This window comes from Streptomyces sp. NPDC002785 (assembly GCF_040295565.1).
Classification (GTDB): Bacteria; Actinomycetota; Actinomycetes; order Streptomycetales; family Streptomycetaceae; genus Streptomyces.
In genome coordinates, this window is sequence record NZ_JBEOVN010000029.1 from 29152 (window position 1) to 51185 (window position 22034).

Genomic DNA, 22034 nt, shown 5'->3' on the forward strand with positions numbered 1-22034 from the left:
CAATTCCCCCTCTAGGTACGTGAACCGGTCGGCACCGGCGACCCATTCGGTGCCGACTGACCAGTGGCCTCTCAGGAGGCCGCCTGATTCTCCAGGGGGAGAGTTGCGCAAACACGTGAGAAGCGCGTGTGTTTCGACCATCGCCACAGCGGCCGCCGTGGCGCTGGCAGCCGGGATGACCACCCCGGCCATGGCACAACCCGACGCCGGCCGCCCGGCGGACGCCAAGTCCGTGGCCCGGCACCAGTTGACGCTCATCACCGGCGACCGCGTCTCGGTGGACGCCAAGGGCCGGGTCGTCGACTTCCGGCCCGCCAAGGGGCGCGAGAACATACCCGTGCAGCGGCAGACACACGACGGGCACACCCTGCTCGTCCCGGCCGACGCACACCGGCTGATCAGCTCCGGGAAGCTGGACCGCCGACTGTTCGACGTCACCGAGCTGAACCGTGCGGAGGTCCGCAGGGCCCAGAAGGCGGGCCTGAAGCTGATCGTCGCCTACCGGGGCGCCCAGGCGGCGGCCGCGAAGGCGGAGGTCCGTGACGCGGGCGCCACCCGGGTCGACCGGACCCTGAAGTCGCTGAACGCCGAGTCGGTGACCACGCCGGAGCGTGACGCCCAGGACGTCTGGCAGGCACTCACCAGCAAGCCCTCGCACGGCGCCCAGCGCACCACGGCCGCCGGTATCGACCGGGTCTGGCTGAACGGCGTGCGCAAGGCGAGCCTCGACAAGAGCGTGTCGCAGATCGGCACGCCGGCCGCCTGGAAGGCCGGCTACACCGGCAAGGGCGTCAAGATCGCCGTCCTGGACACCGGTGTGGACGCCACCCACCCCGACCTCAAGGGGCAGATCCTCGACACGAAGAACTTCACCTCGTCGCCCGACACCAAGGACCGAGTCGGGCACGGCACGCATGTGTCCTCCATCGCGGCCGGTACGGGCGCCAAGTCGGGCGGCAAGTTCAAGGGCGTGGCGCCGGACGCCAAGCTGCTTGAGGGCAAGGTGCTCGACGACGACGGCTTCGGTGACGACGCCGGCATCCTGGCCGGCATGGAGTGGGCGGTCGCGCAGGGCGCCGACGTCATCAACCTGAGCCTCGGCGGTGGCGACACCCCCGAGATCGACCCGCTCGAAGCGGCGGTCAACAAGCTGTCGGCCGACAAGGGCGTCCTGTTCGCCATCGCGGCGGGCAACGAGGGCGACGGCGCCGGCACGGTCGGCTCCCCGGGCAGCGCGGACGCCGCACTGACCGTCGGCGCCGTCGACGACAACGACAAGCTTGCCGAGTTCTCCAGTAGGGGTCCGCGGGTCGGCGACGGAGGCATGAAGCCCGATGTGACCGCCCCCGGTGTGGACATCACGGCAGCCGCGGTGCCGGGCTCGCTCATCGACCAGGAGTACGGCCAGAAGCCGGCCGGCTACACGACCATCTCCGGTACGTCGATGGCCACCCCGCACGTCGCGGGCGCCGCGGCGCTTCTCAAGCAGCAGCACCCCGAGTGGAAGTACGCCGAGCTCAAGGGCGCACTCACGGCCTCGACGAAGCCCGGCGCGTACACGCCGTTCGAGCAGGGTTCGGGCCGGATCGCCGTTGACCGGGCGATCGCCCAGACCGTCGTCGCCGACCCGGTCTCGGTGAGCTTCGGTGTGCAGCAGTGGCCGCACACCGATGACGCCCCGGTCAGCAAGAAGCTGACGTACCGCAACCTCGGTACGACGGACGTCACCCTCGACCTCGCGGTCACGGCCACCGGCCCGAAGGGCAAGCCCGCCCCGGCCGGCTTCTTCACCCTCGGCGCCGACAAGGTGACCGTCCCCGCGGGCGGCACCGCCGACGTACCGCTGACCGTGAACACCAAGCTCGGCGGCACGGCCGACGGCACCTACTCCGCGTACGTCGTAGGGACCGGCGGCGGCCAGAGCGTCCGCACCGCGGCCGCGGTCGAGCGCGAGATCGAGTCGTACGACCTCACGATCAAGACCATCGGACGTGACGGCAAGCCCGCCAAGTTCCACGAGTCCCAGCTCTACGGCCTCTCCGGCGCGGCGAGCGGCGTGTGGTTGGCCCCGACGGCCACCGACGGAACGGCAAAGGTCCGTGTTCCCAAGGGCGGTTACGCGCTGAACTCGGCCGTCTACGTCGACCCGGAGAACGGCGCCAAGGGCACCGACTGGCTCACCCAGCCGAAGCTGGACCTCACCAAGAACGTCACCGTGACGTTCGACGCGCGCAAGACGAAGCCGGTGCAGTTCACCCTGCCGACCACTGGCGCGAAGGCCCAACTGGCCAATACCGAGATCCAGTTCGACGGCCAGGACGGCGGCTACGGTTACGGTTGGATCCTCAACTCGTACCAGGGGTTCCGCACCGCGCACGTCGGCCCGAAGATGGCCGCCGGCACGCTCTCCCAGTACTGGCTCGGCAGCTGGACCAAGGGTTCCTCGACCCGGTACGACATCGCGGTCGGCGGTCCGGTGACCCAGGCGGCGACCGGTTACAGCCGGAAGTTCACCGCCGGCCAGATGGCCAAGGTCGAGACCGCTCTCGGCGCGTCCGTCAAGGGCAAGACCGGCGAGATCGCGGCATGGGGCTCGATTCCCGGTGCGAACAGCGGCTGGAGCTCCTGGTCCAGCCAGAAGCTCCCCGGGATCAACACCGCTTATGTCTCCACCGCCGACAAGGTGAAGTGGAACTTCGAGTTCAGCCAGGAAGGCGGGGTCGACGAGGACGGCTACCCGATCTCCGACGCGCAGTACTCCCTCGGTGCCCCGCAGACCTTCAAGGCGGGCAAGACCTACACGCAGAAGGTCAACACCGCGGTGTTCGGCCCCGCGGTTGGTTCCGAGTACGGGATCTTCCGCGCCGGCAACGACATCGTCGGGTCGCTGCCGATGGTGGCCGACGGAAGCGGCAACGCCGGCTCCTCCACGTACAGTTCGGCCAAGACCGTCCTGTACCGCAATGGCGTCAAGCTCGCCCAGAACGCGGACCCGCTGGAGGGCGCCCAGTTCGCCGTGCCGTCCGGTGCCGCCGACTACAAGCTGACGACCTCGGTGCAGCGCAGCTCCAAGGTCTCGGCCGTCTCCACCCGGATCGACGCGAGCTGGACCTTCAAGTCCAAGAAGACCGTCACCCCGACCATGCTGCCGGTCTCGACGGTCCGCTTCACGCCCAGTGTGACGCTGGACGGCAAGGTGACGGCGGGCAAGACCGCTTCGGTGCCGGTGACGGTGCAGGGTGCGGCCGCCGGTAAGAACATCAAGTCGCTGACGGTGTACGTCAGTTACGACGCCGGTAAGACCTGGAAGAAGTCCACGGTCAAGGCGGGCAAGATCTCCGTGAAGAACCCGGCCAAGGGCAAGTCCATCTCCTACAAGGCCGATGTCACGGACAAGCAGGGCAACAAGTCGTCGGTGTCGATCTACAACGCGTACTTCGGCAAGTAGGCGCCCTCGACCGCGACCGCGTGACGGATGACAGTGGCCCGCCGGGACGGATCCCTCCGCCCCGGCGGGCCTCTCGCATGCCAACGGGACCGGCGCGGCGTCGCCCAGCGGCTGACCGACGGGACCGGCGCGGTGCTGCTTCTCAGCTGACCGGAAAGACCCCGGTGTCCAGGTCCAGCGCGAACGGCTCGGGAAGCGTCAGCTTGTCCCCGTACTCGACCGCGTCCAGGACCCGGTAGGTGCCGTCGGCGGGTTCCCCGTACAAGGTGGCGGTGGGACGGCCGGAGTGCCAGGGGTCGAGGAGCAGGAAGAGCTCGACACCGGCCTTCGCGTATCCGTGCGCCTTGCCGATGCGGTCGTGGTTGGCGTTGGCCTGCGAGGTGATCTCGACGACGAGCCGGGCCTCTTCCGCCGGTACGCGGTTGCCCGGCCCGGTCGCCACGGCACGCGGCACGACGACGAGATCGGGGATGTAGAGCCCGGCACGGCCCGGCACGGCGACGCCGAGGGTCTGGTAGATCTCCCAGTCCTCCGGGATGACGGTGTAGAGCCTGCGCTGCAGCAGAGCCGCGGTGGTGTTGTGGTCCTTGGACGGCGGTGGCGACACGGTGACGATCCCCTCGATGATCTCCACCTTGCAGCCCTCGGGTGCGTCCGTCTCCTCCCAGATCCGGACGAGGTCGTCCCATCCCTGGCCGTTGCCCGGCACGGAATCGACGGTGAGTGCGCTCATGGCGGTCTCCTCTATCGGTGCGTCACCGAGTCCAGCATGCCGAAGGGGACCGGCGGCAGTCCACCGATCCCCTTCACCCGTACGAGTAAACCGCAGGTCAGGCGATACGTTCCCGCACCACGGGGGTGGCCGTGAAGTCCGTACCGGCCGGGGCGATGTCGTACGAGGTGGGCAGGGCCTTCAGCGCGTAGTCGAACTTCTCGGGGGTGTCGGTGTGCAGCGTCAGCAGCGGCTGTCCGGCCGTGACCGTGTCCCCGGGCTTGGCGTGCAGTTCGATGCCCGCACCCGCCTGCACCGGGTCCTCCTTGCGGGCCCGGCCCGCGCCGAGGCGCCAGGCGGCGACGCCGATGTCGTACGCGTCCAGGCGGGTCAGCACGCCGGTGGACGGGGCCGTGATGACGTGCTGCTCACGGGCGACGGGGAGCGTGGCGTCCGGGTCGCCGCCCTGGGCGGAGATCATCCGGCGCCAGACGTCCATCGCGGAGCCGTCGGCGAGGGCCTTCTCCGGGTCGGCGTCCTTGAGTCCGGCCGCGTCCAGCATCTCGCGGGCGAGGGCCAGGGTGAGGTCGACGACGTCCCTCGGGCCGCCGCCGGCCAGCACCTCGACCGACTCGCGCACCTCCAGGGCGTTGCCCGCGGTCAGGCCGAGCGGGGTGGCCATGTCCGTGAGCAGCGCGACGGTCCGCACTCCGCTGTCGGTGCCGAGCGCGACCATGGTGGAGGCCAGTTCGCGGGCGTCCTCGATGGTCTTCATGAAGGCACCCGAGCCGACCTTGACGTCCAGGACGAGCGCGCCGGTGCCCTCGGCGATCTTCTTGGACATGATCGAGCTGGCGATCAGCGGGATGGCCTCGACGGTGCCGGTGACATCGCGGAGCGCGTACAGCTTCTTGTCGGCGGGAGCGAGGCCGTCACCGGCGGCGCAGATGACCGCGCCGGTGGTGTCCAGGACGCTCAGCATCTCCTCGTTGGTGAGGTGGGCGCGCCAGCCGGGGATGGACTCCAGCTTGTCGAGCGTGCCGCCGGTGTGGCCGAGGCCACGTCCGCTGAGCTGCGGCACGGCTGCGCCGCAGGCGGCGACCAGCGGGGCGAGCGGCAGGGTGATCTTGTCGCCGACGCCGCCGGTGGAGTGCTTGTCGGTGGTGGGCCGGGAGAGCGAAGCGAAGTCCATGCGCTCGCCGGAGGCGATCATCGCGGCGGTCCAGCGGGCGATCTCGGTGCGGTTCATGCCGTTCAGCAGGATCGCCATGGCCAGCGCGGACATCTGCTCGTCGGCGACCTCGCCGCGGGTGTAGGCGTCGATGACCCAGTCGATCTGCTCGGGGGTCAGCTCGCCTCGGTCCCGCTTGGTGCGGATGACGGAGATGGCGTCCATGTCCTGGGAGTCCTTCCGGCCGGTACGTACGCAAGAGTCCCGAATAACTCTACGCGCATAGAGGGGGAATATGGGCGTGGCCCTCCCAACGTGCGGGAGGGCCACGGGAGTTCTACTTCAGATGGTCCGGTCCGAACGCCTGCGGCAGCATCTCGTCGAGCGTGCGCAAGCCGTCCGGCGTCTCCAGGATCAGCTCCGGTCCGCCGAACTCGTACAGCAGTTGCCTGCACCTGCCGCACGGCACCAGGATCTCGCCCGCCCCGTCCACACAGGTGAAGTGGGTCAGCCGCCCGCCACCGGTGGCGTGGAGCTGGGAGACCAGGCCGCACTCGGCGCACAGCCCGATGCCGTACGAGGCGTTCTCGACGTTGCAGCCGGACACCGTACGGCCGTCGTCGACGCGTGCGGCGGCGCCGACCGGATAGTGCGAGTAGGGGACGTACGCATGGGTCATGGCGGACCGTGCGGCGCTCCGCAGCGCCGCCCAGTCGACCTCCGCGGCGGCCGTCACTTGCCCTGGCCCTTGCGGTAGCGCATGCCGTCCGCCTTCGGCATCCGCAGCCGCTGGGCGGAGAGCGAGAGGACGAGCAGCGTGACGATGTACGGGGTGGCGCTCACGAACTCGGTGGGCACGGTGTCCGTACCGAGGTACCAGACCAGCACCGCGGCGGCGATGACCGCGCTGACCACGCCCTGGACGAAGCTCTTGCGGTAGAGCTTCCAGGCGGCGAGCACGGCCAGCACGACCACGAGCAGCAGGAGCAGCGCGTGGACGGACTCGCCGCCGTTGCGCAGTTGGAGCGCGTCGGCGAAGCCGAAGAGACCGGCGCCCATGGCGAGTCCGCCGGGCCGCCAGTTGCCGAAGATCATCGCGGCGAGACCGATGTAGCCGCGGCCGCCGGTCTGGCCCTCGTTGTAGATGTGCGAGGTCACCAGCGAGAGGAAGGCACCGCCGAGGCCGGCCATGCCGCCGGAGACGATCACCGCGATGTACTTGTACGTGTAGACGTTCACGCCGAGCGATTCGGCGGCGACCGGGTTCTCGCCGCAGGAGCGCAGCCGCAGCCCGAACGAGGTCTTCCACAGCACGAAGAACGTGAGGACGAACAGGACGATGGCCAGGATCGTCAGCAGCGACACATGGGTGACCAGGCCGCCGATGACACCGGCCAGGTCGGAGACGAAGAACCAGTGGTGCTTCTCGATGGAGTGCAGCCAGTCGGACAGACCCGGGATCGTCACCGAGGTGATGTCCTCGGCGGGCGGGGACTGCTTCGGGCTGCCGCCCTTGGCCGCCGCCTCGCCCGAGTTGAACCAGAGCTTGGCGAAGTAGGTGGTGAAGCCGAGCGCCAGGATGTTGATGGCGATACCGGAGATGATGTGGTCGACGCCGAAAGTGACGGTCGCGACGGCGTGCAGCAGCCCGCCCAGCATGCCGCCGATGACGCCGGCCAGCACGCCGAGCCACGGGTTGGTCTGCCAGCCGGCCCAGGCGCCGAAGAAGGTGCCGAGGATCATCATGCCTTCGAGGCCGATGTTGACCACACCGGCCCGCTCGGCCCAGAGGCCGCCGAGACCGGCGAGTCCGATCGGCACGGCCATCGCGAGCGCCGCGCTGATCTGGCCTGCCGAGGTGACGTCCTCCGCGCCGGTGATGGCACGCACGGCGGACAGCGCGAGCAGCGCACCCGCGATGATCAGCAGGACGACGGGGAAGGAGAGGCGGGTGCGGCCGCCCTTGCCACCGGAGACCTTGGGGGCCGCGGGGGGCGGGGTGGAAGTCGCCGTGGCACTCACGCCGACACCTCCTGCTGGTCGGAGTTACGGGCGGCCTGTGCGGCGAGTTCCGCGCCGACCTTGCTCTGCTGGCGCTTGAGTCCGTAGCGGCGGACGACTTCGTAGGCGATGACGACGCACAGGACGATGACGCCCTGGATCACGCCGACGATCTCCTTGTCGTAACCCTCGAACTCGAGCTTGCCGGTGCCGCGCTCCAGGAAGCCCCAGAGCAGCGCGCCGAGCGCGATGCCGATGGGGTGGTTGCGGCCGAGGAGGGCGATGGCGATGCCGGTGAAGCCGATGCCGACCGGGAAGTCGCCGCTGTACTCGTAGCTGTCGTTGAGGAGGGTCGGCATGCCGATCAGACCGGCCACGGCGCCGGAGATCAGCATCGAGGTGACGACCATCTTCTTGACGTCGACACCGCTGGCCTCGGCCGCGGAGCCGGACTGGCCGACGGTGCGCAGGTCGAAGCCGAACCGGGTGCGCGAGAGCGCGAACCAGTAGGCGATGCCCGCGACGACCGCGACCACGAGGAAGCCCCAGACGGGCGACGGGGTGGTCGGGAACTCGAAGAAGTGCGAGGACTCCGGGATCGGCTTGGTGGAGATCTTCGTGCCGGCCTCATCGAGGTGGCCGAGGCGCCCCTGCTGGAGCAGATAGCCGATGATCGCGGTCGCGATGGCGTTCAGCATGATCGTCGAGACGACCTCGCTGACGCCCCGGGTGACCTTGAGGACACCGGCGATGCCGGCCCACATCGCGCCGACGATCATCGCGGTGAGGATGATCAGCGGGATCTGCAGGGCGCCGGGCAGCGTCAGCGCGCCGCCGACCGCGGCGGCGAAGAAGGCGGCGAGGCGGTACTGGCCGTCGACGCCGATGTTGAAGAGGTTCATCCGGAAGCCGACGGCCACCGCGAGACCCGCGAGGTAGTACGTCGTCGCCTTGTTGAGGATGTAGACCTGGCTGTCCGACTTCATCCCGTAGTCGAACATGATGCCGAAGGCGCTGAACGGCTCCTTGCCGGTGGCGGCCAGCACGAGTGCGGTCACCAGGAAGGCGACCACGATCGCGAGTACGGGGGCCGCGATCCCCAGGAGCAGCCGCTCCTTGTCGATCTTCTTCATCGGTCCTCTCCCCCGTTCCGGGGGTCACTGTCGGTGCTTTCGGGGACCGCGTCCTGCGGTGCCGGTGCCTCGTCCGGTGCTTCCAGGTGGCCGGTGGCCGCGCCCGTCATCGCCGAGCCGAGCTCCTCCGGGGTGATGGTCGCCGGGTCGGCGTCCGCGACCAGCCGGCCGCGGTACATGACGCGCAGGGTGTCGGAGAGCCCGATCAGCTCGTCCAGGTCGGCGGAGATCAGCAGCACCGCGAGACCTTCGCGGCGCGCCTCGCGGATCTGGTCCCAGATCTGCGCCTGCGCGCCGACGTCCACGCCCCGGGTCGGGTGCGCGGCGATCAGGAGCTTGGGGGCATGGCTCATCTCGCGGCCGACGATCAGCTTCTGCTGGTTGCCGCCGGAGAGGGAGGCGGCGGTGACGTCGATGCCGGGGGTGCGCACGTCGTACTCGCGCACGATCCGCTCGGTGTCGGTGCGGGCGCCCTTGAGGTCGAGGAACGCGCCCTTGCTGTTGGGGCGTTCAGTGACGTGACCGAGGATGCGGTTCTCCCAGAGCGGGGCCTCCAGCAGCAGTCCGTGCCGGTGTCGGTCCTCGGGGATGACGCCCATGCCGTCCTCGCGGCGCTTGCGGGTCGGTGTGCGGGAGATGTCGGCGCCGTCGAGGGTGAGCACTCCGGCGTCGAGCTGGCGCATGCCCATGATCGCGTCGACCAGTTCGGACTGGCCGTTGCCCTCGACGCCCGCGATCCCGAGGACCTCGCCCTTGTGGATGGTGAAGGCGATGCCGTCGAGGACCGAACGCACCACGCCGTCCGGGTCGGTGGCGCTCAGCCGCAGCCCGTCGACGGTCAGCATCGGCATGTCGGTGACGGTCGACTCGCGGGTCTCCGGCGACGGGAGTTCGCTGCCGACCATCAGCTCGGCGAGCTGCTTGGTCGTAGTGTGCTTCGGGTCGGCGGTGCCCACCGTCGTACCGCGTCGGATGACGGTGATCTCGTCGGCGACCGACAGGACCTCGCCCAGCTTGTGCGAGATGAAGATGACGGTCAGGCCCTCGGCCTTGAGCTCGCGCAGGTTGTCGAAGAGCGCGTCGACCTCCTGCGGCACGAGGACGGCGGTGGGCTCGTCGAGGATCAGGGTGCGGGCGCCGCGGTAGAGGACCTTGAGGATCTCCACGCGCTGCCGGTCGGCCACCCCGAGGTCCTCGACCATGGCGTCCGGGCGGACCCCGAGACCGTACGAGTCCGAGATCTCCTTGATCTTCGCGCGGGCCCGGTCGCCGATCCCGTACAGCTTCTCGGAGCCGAGGACGACGTTCTCCAGGACGGTGAGGTAGTCGGCGAGCATGAAGTGCTGGTGCACCATGCCGATGCCGCGCGCGATGGCATCACCGGGGTTGTGGAACGAGACCTGCTCGCCGTCCACCGCGATGGTGCCCTCGTCCGGCTTCTGCATGCCGTAAAGGATCTTCATCAGAGTGGACTTGCCGGCGCCGTTCTCGCCGACGAGGGCGTGGACGGTGCCACGGCGCACGGTGATGTCGATGTCGTGGTTGGCCACGACCCCGGGGAACCGCTTGGTGATGCCGCGGAGCTCCACGGCATGGGGACTGCTGGACGCGTTGATGGCGCACTCTCCTTGACAGGAGCGGAGGGCGGAGGCGGTGGGACGGAGGCGGTGGGAGCGAGAAAAGGTACCGCGCCCAGCGGGCGCTACGCGCGTAGCGCCACCGAATCGTTGGCCACCTCATAACAGGTGGCGGACAGTGTCCGTACGGCTACGGCGAATGCGAGGGAAGCCGTACGTGAATCGGGGCCCGCGCGAAGCCGAAACGGCTCACCCGGGCCCCGATCGACGGGCCGGATCAGGTCGTGGTCTTGACCTTGATGGTGCCGTCGGCGATCTTCTTCTTCGCCTCGTCGAGCTTGGCCTGGATGTCCTTGATGTGGTCACCCGTGGTGGTCAGGCTGACGCCGTCCTTGGCCAGGGTGTACGTCTGCGTGCCGGTCAGCGCCTTGCCGTCCTTGACGGACTTGATCAGGTCGTAGACACCGCCGTCGACGTTCTTGACGACGGAGGTCATGATCGTGTCCTTGTACTTCGACAGGGACGGGTCGAGGGCCTGGTCGGAGTCGACGCCGATGGACCAGGCGCCCTTCTTGCCCGCGACGGCCTCGATCGAACCGGCACCCGAGCCGCCCGCGGCGGTGAAGATGACGTCGGCGCCCTTGTCGAGCATGCCCTTGGCGGCGTACGAGCCCTTGTCGGGGCTGCCGAAGCCGGACAGGTCCGAACCGGTGGTCAGGTACTGGATCTGCACCTTGGCCTTCGGGTTGGTGTCCATGACACCCTGCTGGAAGCCCGCGGCGAACTTCTTGATCAGCGGAAGGTCCACACCGCCGATGAAGCCGACCTGGCCGTCCTTCGACTTCAGCGCGGCGGCGACACCGGCGAGGTAGGAGCCCTGCTCCTCGGTGAAGACGATGCTGTCGACGTTCTTGGCCGTGGCGACCGAGTCGACGAGGCCGAAGTTCACCTTCGGGTACTTGGCGGCGATCTTGTCGACCGCGTCCTTGTACGCGAAGCCGACCGCGACGACCGGGTTGTAGCCGCCCTCGGCGAGCGACTCCAGGCGCTGCTCACGGTCGGCGGGGGTCTCACCGGTCTTGGCGGTGAGCTCCTTCGTCTCGGCACCGAACTCGGACTTCGCCTTGTCCAGACCACGCGCGGCGGAGTCGTTGAACGAGTTGTCGCCACGACCGCCCACGTCGTAGGCCATGCCGATCTTGATCTTGCCCTTGTTGGAGCCGGAGCTCTCGGTGGACGACTCGCCACACGCGGTGGCGGTGAGCGCGAGGGCCGCGGTGACAGCACACGCAGCAGTGATCTTGGATACCCGGCGCAAGGGAAGGCTCCTTCAAACCTGACCGAAGCGCCTCTTCCGGCGCTGGTTTCGCCGCGATCGTAACGCGCGTAGATGTCAGATAAAGCCCTGTACGGAAGCCGTTATCGGATCGTCGCGAACGGGGGGCGACCTGTCCGATTACGGATGGTTGCCATTGAGCAACGCGGAGGCAGTGAAGAGCTCCACGGCCACCGTAATGGCCTCCTCGTCGGCGTCGAAATCACCGCGATGCAGGTCGAGCCGGGCGGTGTCGCCGGGGGTGCGGACTCCGAGCCGGGCCATGGCTCCGGGGACGCGCTCCAGGTACCAGGAGAAGTCCTCGCCACCGAGGCTCTGTTCGGTGTCCTCGATCGCACACGATCCGCGGCGCGCGGTCATCGCTTCGGCGAGCAGATCGATCACGGACGTGTCGTTCACGACGGGCGGCACGCCCCGGACGTAGTTGATCACCGTCTTGGCCCGGTGCATACCGGCCACCTCGTCGATCGCCGCGTGCACCAGGTCCGGTGCCTCCCGCCAGGCCGCCAGGTCCAGGCAGCGCACGGTGCCGGACAGCTCGGCGTGCTGCGGGATCACATTGCAGGCGTGCCCGGCGTCCAGCCGCCCCCAGGTGACGGCGAGTCCGGCCCGGGCGTCGACCCGGCGGGCCAGCAGCGCGGGCACCTCGGTGGCCACCTTGGCGGCGGCGGTGACCAGATCGGTGGTCAGATGCGGCCGCGCGGTGTGCCCACCAGGGCCGTCGAGGCTGACCTCGAGGCGGTCGCAGGCCGAGGTGATCGCCCCGACCCGCAGCCCGATACGCCCCACGTCCACCTTCGGGTCGCAGTGCACCCCGATGATCCGCCCGACACCCTCCAGCGCCCCGGACGCGATCGTGTCGGTCGCACCGCCGGGCAGCACCTCCTCGGCCGGCTGGAAGATCAGCCGTACGGGGTTCGGCAGCAGCCCCTGCCGGTCGAGCTCGGCGAGCACGAGACCGGCGCCGAGGACCGAGGTGGTGTGGATGTCGTGCCCGCAGGCATGTGCCCGGTCGGGGACGGTGGAGCGGTACGGGACGCCCGCCTTGGTGTCCGGGATGGGCAGGGCGTCGATGTCCGCGCGCAGGGCGAGCATGGGCCGGGTGTCGCCTTCCCGGCTGCCCACGTCGCACAGGAGCCCGGTCCCGGTGTCGAGTACCCGCGGTTCCAGCCCCGCCTTCTCCAGCCGCGCCTTGATGGCCGCGGTGGTACGGAACTCCTGGTTGCCCAGCTCGGGGTGCATGTGCAGATCACGCCGGAAGGCGATCAGCTCGGCACGCAAGGACTCGGGCAGGGCGCCGGGCAGCGCCTCGTCCCCGGGCAGTCGGGCATCGGAATCACGGGACATCAACTGGTTCACCTGGTGAAGGGTAAGGCCCTTCCCCCGTCAACTGGCCATGAAACAACAAAAGTTCATCCACATAGACGAATAAATGACTGCGTCGAGGAGTGTGGCGTGGGATGGGGTTGGGTAGACTCACCCATTTTTGCCGACATCGGTTCATGGCACACGGGCGGATGCCCCACTCCACATGCACGGCTACCCGACGGGAACGGAGGTGGCCCTCTACGCGCCGCGCTCCGCACGGGTCCGGCCCCGGGACCGCCACGGCTGCTCCCCGCCACCGGACAGTGCCCGGCGCACCGGGAACAACGCCAGCCCGATGCACAGAGCTCCGGCAGGCAGCAGATCCAGGCTCATGGCCATCAGTACGGTCCCGGCCAGCACCAGCACCGGAACCCACACCCGGACCACGTCCCGGCGAAGGAACGCGAGCAGGGTGACGAGGGCCAGCAACCCGAGCCAGAAGAGCATCGGCACCACGGTGTAGACCAACGGCATCATGCCGGGCACGCCCTGCACCCGATCGAAGATCTCGCTCATGGCCTGCTTGTCCGCCGCGAGGAACCCGGCGGCCAGGTCGATCGCCGCCTGCACCGCCACCGCCGCCACCCCCAGCAGCCCGGCCCAGGCCGCCGCCTCGACAGCGACCCGCCTGCCACCGCTCACCCCGGCGAGCTCCCGCAGCCCCCGGAACACCAGCGCGAACGCGACCACCGCGGCCAGGAACAGCAGATGGGCCACCGTCCACCACACACCGGGCCCGTAATCACTGACCGCCCGACCGACCAGCCGCACCACTCCGTACCCGGCCATCAGGGCCGGCCCCGCGAGGAACGCCGTCCTGAATCTCTCGGCCTGCCGCCCCGTCAACTCCCGTGTATTCATGCTCCGATGCTTGCCTTGATCCACCTCCGCCGCTATCAGGGATCACCCGCAACAGCCCCTGAGGGCAGGCGACTTATGGGTCAGGGTGACGTCGGTATTTTCGGCGTACGAATCCCCGGACGCGGCTCCGGCTGAAATGACAGCAGTTCCAAGACTCGCTCACCACCGAACCGGGGCTCGGTGCGCCGCGAACAACCGAACAGATCCGACCGACCACGCTACGCCCGGCCTTGGGAAGCCGTGCGACCCTCGCCGCCCGTTTCGCTCCCGACGACACCAGCGATCACTCCGCAGGGGAGCCTAAGGATGCGTTCCGGACTCGCAAGCCCTTGCCGTGGGCACCTGTCGTCATCAGGGCGTACCTCCGGACAACGGGGTAAACTTAGCCAAGTGGTTAGTCCACCTACCGACCCGTCCCTGCGAGGCAGCCGTGGAAGCAGCTCGTCAGTACAACGTCCATGAGGCCAAGACCCACCTCTCGCGCATCCTGGAGCAGGTGGCCACCGGTGAGGAAGTGGTCATCTCCAAAGCGGGAGAACCGGTGGCCAAGGTCGTGCCGCTCCGTCCCCAGGTGAAGCGGACCGGACGCGGCTCGCTCAAGGGGCAGATCCACATCAAGGACGATTTCGACGACCTGCCGGACGACATGGCCGACGCCTTCGGGATGCGCTGATGAAGATGCTGCTCGACACACACGTCGTCCTGTGGTGGCTCGACGACTCCCCCGAGCTCACCGATGAGGTCAAACACCTGCTGGACACGGAGCCCTCGGTGTTCGTCAGCGCGGTCACCCCGTGGGAGATCGCGATCAAGCAATCCCTCGGAAAGCTCGAAGGTCCGGGTGATCTGGCGGAAAGAGTGCGGGACAGCCAGTTCGCCTCGCTCCCGGTCACCGCGGGACACGGCGTACGGGCGTGCAGGCTGCCTGCCCATCACCGGGATCCCTTCGACCGGATACTGATCGCGCAGGCCCAGACCGAGGGAATGACGATTCTGACCCGCGACAAGTGGATTCCCTCCTACGACGTCCAGGTCATGACCGTCTGACGGTCCCGGCCCGCGCCGCGCTCGGGCTGCCCGAGATCCGTTGAGCCATTACGCCTCCGTCACCGCCGTGGCCCGCCAGGGCGCCAGCCGCTGCACGTCGCGTGCCGTCTCCGTCACCCCCGAAAGGAACCCTTGCGCGCGCGGGGATGCCGTGTCGCGGAGCCATTCCGGGGCGATGTCGCAGACCGCGACCTTGACCTCCGTACCGACCAGGGCCAGCGGCAGGGTGTGGACGACCGTGGAGGGGAAGCTCAGGACCGTACGGCCGATGGGGCCGCGGCGGGCGATGAGTTCCAGGGGGAGGTCGGGGCGGACGATCTCCAGGCCCGTGGCGGCTTCCAAGGCCCGGAGCTTGTCCGTGGACTCGCGGCGGTGGGCGAAGTAGCGGGTGGCCCCATGGGCGCGGGCCAGGGCCGCGACGGCCTGCAGGTACTGGTCCCGGTCGACCACGCCCGTCTCGACCAGCGAGGTGCCGACCAGGTCCGCGCCCTTGGTGAGCAGCGGCGGACCGAAGCGGGCGCGGGTCCAGGCGAAGATATTGGGGGTGACGGTGACGCCGGGCGGAGCCTCGACCGGCATGGCCGTGAAGACCTCGACCGTACGGGTCGCGGACGGGGTGAAGCGGCTGCGGGCGCGGGCCGTGACCGGGGCCAGGACCAGTTCGCGCGGGCCCGAGCTGCCCTTGCGGTGCCAGCGCACCAGCCGTTCGCCGCGCGCCAGTTGGGCGACGAACTCCATGGTGGCCGTGCCGTCGTCGACCACCGTGAGGCGGCGGGCGCGAACCAGGGTGAGCAGCAGCTGGACGTAGCGGGAGAACGGGTCGCCGATGACGATGCGCTCCGCCCTGCGCAGAAGTCCGGTCAGTGAGCGCAGGGTCTTCAGGGGCGCGCCCGCGCCGCCGCGTGCCTCCTGCCAGCGGACGTTCACGCCCTCGTCTCGGGCCAGCTCCGCCATCCGGCGCAGCTGGCCGCGCGACATCGGGTCGACCGGGGGGAGGACGACGACCGTGATGTCCGCCAGGACATGGTCGTCGCCTCCCTCTGTGTAGGCCCACTCCAGGACGTTCAGGAGCTGGACCGGGCTCTCGACGAAGGCGAGGTTCACCGGTCGGCCCGTCAGACCGCGACCGGCTCGGCGGCCGGGGCCGCCTCGGCGCTCTCGGCGACGACGCCCGCGAACCGGCGGAGCTTCTTCATCGGGCCGAGTTCGGACTCGTACACCTTCTTGATGCCGTCGCCGAGCGAGGCCTCGATGGTGCGGATGTCGCGGACGAGGCGGGTGAGGCCCTGCGGCTCGACCGAGGCGGCCTGGTCGGAGCCCCACATGGCGCGGTCGAGGGTGATGTGGCGCTCGATGAACGCGGCGCCCAGGGCGACGGCTGCGAGGGTCGTCTGGAGGCCGGTCTCGTGGCCGCTGTAGCCGATCGGGACGTTGGGGTACTCCTGCTGGAGGGTGTTGATGACCCGCAGGTTCAGCTCCTCGGCCTTGGCCGGGTACGTCGAAGTGGCGTGGCAGAGAAGGATGTTGTCCGATCCCAGGACCTCCACCGCGTGGCGGATCTGGCGCGGGGTCGACATGCCGGTGGAGAGGATGATCGTGCGGCCGGTCGCCCTCAGGGCGCGCAGGAGTGCGTCGTCGGTGAGGGAGGCCGAGGCCACCTTGTGCGCGGGAACGTCGAACTTCTCCAGGAAGGCGACGGCCTCGGTGTCCCACGGGGAGGCGAACCAGTCGATGCCGCGCTTGGCGCAGTGCTCGGAGATGGCCCGGTACTCGGCCTCGCCGAACTCGACGCGGTGGCGGTAGTCGATGTACGTCATCCGGCCCCAGGGGGTGTCGCGCTCGATGTCCCACTGGTCGCGCGGGGTGCAGATCTCCGGGGTGCGCTTCTGGAACTTGACGGCGTCGCAGCCGGCTTCGGCCGCCACGTCGATCAGCGCAAGGGCGTTTTCGAGGTCGCCGTTGTGGTTGATGCCGATCTCGCCGGTGACGTAGACGGGCCGGCCCGGGCCCGCGGTGCGGGTGCCGAGGGTGCGCAGACGGGAGGTGCTCATGAGGTGCGTTCCTTACCTGGAGGACTTAAAGAACTTGGGGGACTTGGGGGACTGGGGGTTGGGTTGCTGGGGGGTTACTCGGGGGTCCGGGTCGGGGCCGTGGTCGTGAGGGTGGGGCCCAGCAGCCAGGCCGCGATTTCGCGGATGGCGCCGAAGCCGCCCGGGGTGGTCGTGACGGCGCGCGCCGCGGCACGTACCGAGTCATGGGCGCTCGCGACCGCGACGGGCCAGCCGGCCAGTGCGAAGCACGGCAGGTCGTTGACGTCGTTGCCGACGTAGAGGACGCGTTCCGGAGCGATGGACTGTTCGTCGCACCACTGCTTGAGCGCCAGGTCCTTGCGGTCGATGCCGTGCAGGACCGGGATGCGGAGCTTGTGGGCGCGGGCCGCGACGACCGGGTTCTGTTCCGTGGAAAGGATCAGCAGCGGCATTCCGGCCTTGCGCAGCGCCGCGATGCCCAGGCCGTCGCCGCGGTGGACGGCGACGATCTCGCGTCCGTCGGCGTCGATGAGGACCCGGTCGTCGGTCTGCGTGCCGTCGAAGTCGAGGACGACCGCGTCGATGTCGGCACGGGTGGGCAGCGGTGAGGGGTCCAGGAGCGGTGCGAGGGCGCGGGCGCGGGCCAGGTCGTGCGGGTCGTCGATCTCCAGGACCCGGGCGGCGTCGGTGCGCACCAGGGCCGTGTGGCCGAAGAAGCGGTGGCGGTGGATACGGAAGCCCGCGGCGTTCATGGCGTACGCGGTGCCGGTCTCCAGCAGGTCCTCCGGGCGGTCCTGGCGCATCTGCCGGACGGACTTGTCGTGGTTGACGCCGTAGTTGTCCTCCGTCGGCGCACTGCCGTCGCGCCAGAGGAAGCCGTGGAAGGGGGCGACCGTGACCGCCGTGTCGGCGCCGTCGTGGGCGACGGCCGCGGCGACGCCGTCGATGTCCTCCCGTACGACGAAGGGGCTGGTGCACTGGACCAGCAGCACCACGTCGGCCGTCCGGTCGTGCATCGCCTCGTACGCGTCCAGGGCGTGCAGCACCGCGTCCTCGCTGCTCGACTTGTCCCCGGCGATGGCCGCGGGGCGCTGGACGATGTGCACGCGCTCCGGGGCACCCAGCGTGTCGCCGGCGGTGCGGGCCGCGTCCGCGATGGCCGCGTCGTCGGTCGTCACAACGACGTCGGTGACCTCACGGGCGGCCAGGCAGGCGCGTACGGCGCGGGCGACCAGCGGTACGCCGCCGACCTGGGCGATGTTCTTGGCCGGTACGCCCTTGGATCCGCCGCGGGCGGGGATCACGGCGAGCACGGTGGGCGGCTTCATCGCTGCTCCTGGTGTCGGGGTCGATGGGGTGGTGGATGAGGTGGTCACAGCTCGCCCATCCGCCGGATGACGGGGGCGACCCGCTGGACGCCCTGCCGGTACGCGCCCCGCGCCACTTCCCGTACCGCGTCACGGACCGCGCCGCGCACCCCGCCGGTCTCGCGCGGCCGGTCCGTGCCCGGCAGCGGGTGGCCATCGGGGGCCAGGTGGTGGCGGGCGAGGATGCCGGGAAGGTAACCGGGCGCGGTGGCCGGTGTGTAGTACGGGGCGAGGTCGGGCAGGCGGGCCGCGGCGAGCAGGGCGTCGACGCGGGCGCGGGCGTGGTCGTAGGCCGTGGCGTACGTGCCGTCGGCTGCGACGCCCTGGCCTGCCAGCCATTCGCCGTCGGGCTCCGGGCGGTGGCCGCCGTCCAGGTGGTCCCAGGAGGTGAGCAGGCCGGAGCCGATGAAGTGGTGGTTGCCGAGGGTCTCGCGGACGCCGAGGTCGGTGAGGATCGCGGTCGGGATGCGCCGGTGCAGGGACTCCAGCGCGGCCGTCGAGGAGACCGTGACCAGCAGGTCGGTGCGGTCCAGGACCTCGCCCATGTGCCCGTACACCAGACGGAAGTTGGGCGGCAGTCCGCCGGGCAGCTTCTCCGCGAGCCGCTGGTACGGGAGTTCCTCGATGTGCGTGGTGTGCTCGCCGGGCTTGGAGCGCAGCTTCAGCAGCACCTCGCGGTTCGGGTGCAGTGCGGCGTGCTCGACGAGCCTGCGCAGCAGATACGTGCGGTCGGCGCGGGAGGCCGGTACGGAGGGCTGGGCGGCGAAGACGACCGTGTCGCGGCCCTCCCGCGGGCGGTGCGGCTCGCCGCCGAGGAACGGCAGGGCGGCCTCCGTGACGGCCGAGGCATCGGCGCCCACTCCTTCGTACACGGCGCAAAAACGCTCCGCGTCGTGGCGGGAGTTGGCGAGGACGATGTCCGAACCGTGCCGCAGCAGCAGCCCGTCCGCGAGCTTCTCGTAGACGACACCTACGTACCCGGTGACGACGACCGGCCTGGCGGGCAGCCGCAGCGCGGCGAGGCCGTGCAGCATCGCCTGGACGGCTCCCCCGACGAGGGCGAGTACGACGACGTCGTATCCCTCGTCCCGCACCGTGTGCAGGAATTCGACGGCCGTCACCTCGCGCACCCGGTCGGCGCCGATACCGACGTCGCCGACCTCGGCGAGCTGGCGCGGGGTCGGTGTGGCCCTCCCGCGCAGCAGGAGTCCGCTGATCTCGACGCGCTGCGCCGACCCCGCGAAAGCACCGGTGGTGAGGCGGCGCGCGGTGAGCGCGCCCCACTTCCACCGGGTGTCGGAGTCGGCGAGTACGGCTACCCGGAGGGCGGTCGTCTTATCGGTACGTGGGGGCACGTCCCAGAACTTAGGAAGGCATTTCGATTCGCGGCCCAACGTGACGGCAACAGATGGTTAACAGCCCGCCGACGCTTGGCGAATCACCCTCACAAAAGGGACGCATTCGCCCACCATTCAACCCGGTTCATCATTCCGACATTCGCCGTTCACCCGGCGTCCCTCCTGGGGCCAAGGCAAATGACGGGCTCCCGCCTAGCGTGAGACAGGTGGTTAAGCTCTCGGTCATCGTGCCCTTCTACAACGTGCAGACATACGCCCCCGACACCTTGAGAAGCCTGCGGGCCAACGCCCGCGAGGACTTCGAATTCATCCTCGTCGACGACTGTTCGACCGACGGGACCGCGGACATACTGCGCCGCGCCGAGGACGAGATTCCGGGGGTGGTCGTACGCAGACACGAGCAGAACGGCGGACTGGCCACCGCCCGTAACACCGGCCTGGACGCGGCACGCGGTGAATACCTCGCCTTCCTCGACGGCGACGACTGGCTCTCGCCCGGGTACTACGCCGACATCCTGGCCCGGACACAGGCGCTGGGCTGCGACTTCGTCCGTACCGACCATGTCCAGGCCGAGGGCAGGAACCGTACGGTGCACCGCGTCCCGCACGGCAGGCGTGGCGAGGTGCTGGACCCGCGGGACGCGATCCTGCCCGCCGAGCGGTCCACCTCGGTCGACTATCCGTACGCCTGGGCCGGGCTGTACCACCGGCGCCTCCTGGACCGCGGACTGCTGCATTTCACGGACGGTCTGCGCACCGCGGAGGACCGCCCGTGGATCTGGCGGCTGCATCGCGAGGCCGATTCTTTTGCGGTGCTGGGACTTCTCGGAATCTTTTACCGCCGCGGGGTCGCCTCTTCGCTCACCCAGATCGGTGATGTACGCCAGCTCGATTTCATTCGAGCATTCGACCAGGTCATTCGGGAAACGGCACAGGACCGCGACGCACAGGCACTGCTGCCGAAGGCGGTCCGTACCTATTGCGCGATCATTTCCCACCACATGAGCTCGATCGAAAGGTTCGAACCCGCAGTGGCCCGCACACTGAAGTCGATGAGTGGAGCCGCACTCAAGCGAATGCCGCAGCAGGTGCTCGACGACGCCCTGGATTCGATGGACGTCCAGCGCGCCACACTGCTGCGCCGGCTGCGGCGCCGCCCGGTCGCCGCGGGTGCCAAGGAGGTGGCGGCCGCGTGAACAGCGCCCGGTCCCGCACCACGCAGATCTTCTTCGCCTCCACCCTCTACGGCACCGCCACGCTCGCCGCCGCACTCGACGCGGGCTGCTTCCCGGACGCGGGCCGCCGCATCCTGCTCGTCTCGAACAACGCGGCCGTCCCGGAGACGACGCCCGCGGTCGACGCGATGCCGGGGTTCGACGTGCTGCGCGGCCGTTTCGACGACGTGGTGTCGTGGAACACGACGATCGCCCCCTTCCATCCCGGCGGCTGGGAGCCTCGCCCGGACGACGTACCCCTGTGGGAGCGGTATCTGCGCCTGGCCTGGGGGCTCGGGGACGACGACATCGAGCTTGCGGTCGAGTCGATCCAGGTCAACCCCGCGATGGCCGTCGCCCGGATCTTCACCGGCGCACCGGTCGATGTGTACGCCGACGGGCTGATGAGCTACGGCCCCACCCGCAACAAGATCGACCCGCTGGTCGGTACGCGGGTGCGCCGGCTGCTCCATCTCGACCTGGTGCCGGGACTGAAGCCGCTGCTGCTGACGGAGTTCGGGGTGGCGCCGCAGATCGTGCCGACCAAGGTGTTCCTCAAGGTGCTCGGTGAGCTGGGGGACGCGCCCGAGGTCCGGGGCGGGGTGCCGTCCGTGGAAGCGCCCGCCCTGCTGCTCGGCCAGTACCTGTCCGCGCTCGGCCTGATCAGCGCGGCCGAGGAGGAGAACCTGCATCTGCGGATGATGCGCGGCGCGGTCGCCCTCGGTCACACCCGCATCGTCTTCAAACCGCACCCCACGGCCCCGGCGCAGTGGTCGCGGGCGATGGGTGCGGAGGCCGAGAAGCTCGGCGCCGAACTGACGGTGCTGGACGCGGGGGTGCTCACCGCCCCGGTCCTCGCCGAGGTGCTCTACCAGCGGATGCGGCCCGCGCTGGTCGTCGGCTGCTTCTCGACGGCGCTGCTCACCGCGTCGGCGTTCTACGGGCTGCCGGTGGCCCGGGTCGGTACGCAGATGCTGCTGGACCGGCTCGCCCCGTACGAGAACAGCAACCGTGTCCCGGTCACGCTCGTCGACGCGCTGGTGCCGGAGGTGACGGACAGGGCGGCCGTCGAGAGGGCGGGCGCGGCGGATGTGGCGGATGTGGCGGATCTGACCGGGCTGGTCACAGCGGTCGGGTTCGCGATGCAGCCGAGGATCCACCCCGGGCTGAGGCCGGCCGCCGAGCGGTATCTGTCCGCGCACCTGGATGCCAGGACGTGGCGGTACTTCAAGCGCAAGCGGCTCACATCGCTGGCGCTGCCGGGGGCGGTACCGGCGCAGCTCGCGTTCCTGCCGCGCAACGCGGTGGTGCGAAGGGTGGCACGATCGGTGCGGCGCCGCGTGGTGCGGCAGTAGGCGCTGACCGCTCTGTCCTCGACCGCCGGACGGGCTTGATCTCAAGCCTGTCCGGC

The 22034-nt window shown here is 69.7% G+C and carries 18 protein-coding genes; 5 read left to right on the top strand and 13 right to left on the bottom strand.

The genetic code is table 11. From position 1 onward, the window contains the following. Positions 1 to 115: 115 nt before the first annotated feature. Positions 116 to 3448 carry a S8 family peptidase gene (locus tag ABTZ94_RS10640; RefSeq protein ID WP_502967220.1) on the top strand — a complete coding sequence of 1111 codons (3333 nt, stop codon included), beginning with the start codon at positions 116 to 118 and terminating at the stop codon, positions 3446 to 3448. 142 nt (positions 3449 to 3590) lie between these two features. On the opposite strand, the gene ABTZ94_RS10645 is transcribed toward ABTZ94_RS10640, so the two are convergent. From ABTZ94_RS10645 to ABTZ94_RS10685, 9 genes are all read right to left on the bottom strand, one after another. Next, entirely contained in the window at positions 3591 to 4181 is a 591-nt protein-coding gene (locus tag ABTZ94_RS10645; protein WP_351199564.1) for a Uma2 family endonuclease, read from the bottom strand. A 97-nt stretch (positions 4182 to 4278) separates the two neighbouring features. After that, positions 4279 to 5556 carry a thymidine phosphorylase gene (locus ABTZ94_RS10650; RefSeq protein ID WP_351199566.1) on the bottom strand — a complete coding sequence of 426 codons (1278 nt, stop codon included), beginning with the start codon at positions 5554 to 5556 and terminating at the stop codon, positions 4279 to 4281. 112 nt (positions 5557 to 5668) lie between these two features. Further along, positions 5669 to 6067 carry a cytidine deaminase gene (locus ABTZ94_RS10655; protein ID WP_351199569.1) on the bottom strand — a complete coding sequence of 133 codons (399 nt, stop codon included), beginning with the start codon at positions 6065 to 6067 and terminating at the stop codon, positions 5669 to 5671. Continuing rightward, complete coding sequence (locus ABTZ94_RS10660; RefSeq protein ID WP_351199571.1) at positions 6064 to 7353, bottom strand: ABC transporter permease; 1290 nt, start codon at positions 7351 to 7353, stop codon at positions 6064 to 6066. Before ABTZ94_RS10660 ends, ABTZ94_RS10655 begins: the two co-directional genes overlap by 4 nt. Continuing rightward, positions 7350 to 8465 carry an ABC transporter permease gene (locus ABTZ94_RS10665; protein ID WP_351199573.1) on the bottom strand — a complete coding sequence of 372 codons (1116 nt, stop codon included), beginning with the start codon at positions 8463 to 8465 and terminating at the stop codon, positions 7350 to 7352. Before ABTZ94_RS10665 ends, ABTZ94_RS10660 begins: the two co-directional genes overlap by 4 nt. Beyond that, positions 8462 to 10054, bottom strand: a complete 1593-nt coding sequence (locus ABTZ94_RS10670; protein ID WP_351199575.1) for an ABC transporter ATP-binding protein — start codon at positions 10052 to 10054, stop codon at positions 8462 to 8464. Before ABTZ94_RS10670 ends, ABTZ94_RS10665 begins: the two co-directional genes overlap by 4 nt. A gap of 265 nt (positions 10055 to 10319) precedes the next feature. Next, entirely contained in the window at positions 10320 to 11360 is a 1041-nt protein-coding gene (locus tag ABTZ94_RS10675; protein WP_351199577.1) for a BMP family lipoprotein, read from the bottom strand. 138 nt (positions 11361 to 11498) lie between these two features. Then, a complete protein-coding gene (locus ABTZ94_RS10680; RefSeq protein ID WP_351199605.1) occupies positions 11499 to 12725 on the bottom strand; it encodes an amidohydrolase in 1227 nt (408 codons plus the stop codon). A gap of 219 nt (positions 12726 to 12944) precedes the next feature. Next, positions 12945 to 13607 carry a hypothetical protein gene (locus ABTZ94_RS10685; RefSeq protein WP_351199579.1) on the bottom strand — a complete coding sequence of 221 codons (663 nt, stop codon included), beginning with the start codon at positions 13605 to 13607 and terminating at the stop codon, positions 12945 to 12947. 430 nt (positions 13608 to 14037) lie between these two features. Between ABTZ94_RS10685 and ABTZ94_RS10690 the strand changes: the two genes are divergently transcribed. Both ABTZ94_RS10690 and ABTZ94_RS10695 read left to right on the top strand, forming a co-directional pair. Next, a complete protein-coding gene (locus ABTZ94_RS10690) occupies positions 14038 to 14280 on the top strand; it encodes a type II toxin-antitoxin system Phd/YefM family antitoxin (protein ID WP_351199581.1) in 243 nt (80 codons plus the stop codon). Next, the gene (locus ABTZ94_RS10695; RefSeq protein WP_351199583.1) at positions 14280 to 14654 is read left to right on the top strand and encodes a type II toxin-antitoxin system VapC family toxin; all 375 of its coding nucleotides are present in this window, start codon (positions 14280 to 14282) and stop codon (positions 14652 to 14654) included. Before ABTZ94_RS10690 ends, ABTZ94_RS10695 begins: the two co-directional genes overlap by 1 nt. 48 nt (positions 14655 to 14702) lie before the next feature. Here the strand turns inward: ABTZ94_RS10695 and ABTZ94_RS10700 are convergent, their stop codons facing one another. The 4 genes from ABTZ94_RS10700 to ABTZ94_RS10715 all read right to left on the bottom strand — a co-directional run bounded on the left by ABTZ94_RS10700 (position 14703) and on the right by ABTZ94_RS10715 (position 19406). After that, on the bottom strand, positions 14703 to 15758 hold the full coding sequence (locus tag ABTZ94_RS10700; RefSeq protein ID WP_351199585.1) for a hypothetical protein: 1056 nt from the start codon (positions 15756 to 15758) through the stop codon (positions 14703 to 14705). 11 nt (positions 15759 to 15769) lie between these two features. Next, positions 15770 to 16705 (bottom strand): N-acetylneuraminate synthase family protein, encoded by a 936-nt coding sequence (locus ABTZ94_RS10705; RefSeq protein ID WP_351199587.1) that lies wholly within the window; start codon positions 16703 to 16705, stop codon positions 15770 to 15772. Positions 16706 to 16779: 74 nt separating this feature from the next. Next, positions 16780 to 18012, bottom strand: coding sequence for a cytidylyltransferase domain-containing protein (locus ABTZ94_RS10710; RefSeq protein WP_351199589.1), 1233 nt, complete (start codon positions 18010 to 18012; stop codon positions 16780 to 16782). Positions 18013 to 18056: 44 nt separating this feature from the next. After that, positions 18057 to 19406 carry a DUF6716 putative glycosyltransferase gene (locus ABTZ94_RS10715; protein ID WP_351199591.1) on the bottom strand — a complete coding sequence of 450 codons (1350 nt, stop codon included), beginning with the start codon at positions 19404 to 19406 and terminating at the stop codon, positions 18057 to 18059. A 209-nt stretch (positions 19407 to 19615) separates the two neighbouring features. On the opposite strand from ABTZ94_RS10715, the gene ABTZ94_RS10720 reads away from it, so the two are divergent. Together ABTZ94_RS10720 and ABTZ94_RS10725 are read left to right on the top strand one after the other, a co-directional pair. Further along, a complete protein-coding gene (locus tag ABTZ94_RS10720; protein WP_351199593.1) occupies positions 19616 to 20605 on the top strand; it encodes a glycosyltransferase family 2 protein in 990 nt (329 codons plus the stop codon). After that, positions 20602 to 21978 (top strand): polysialyltransferase family glycosyltransferase, encoded by a 1377-nt coding sequence (locus ABTZ94_RS10725; RefSeq protein ID WP_351199595.1) that lies wholly within the window; start codon positions 20602 to 20604, stop codon positions 21976 to 21978. The genes ABTZ94_RS10720 and ABTZ94_RS10725 overlap by 4 nt, the downstream gene beginning before the upstream one ends. Positions 21979 to 22034: the final 56 nt, after the last annotated feature.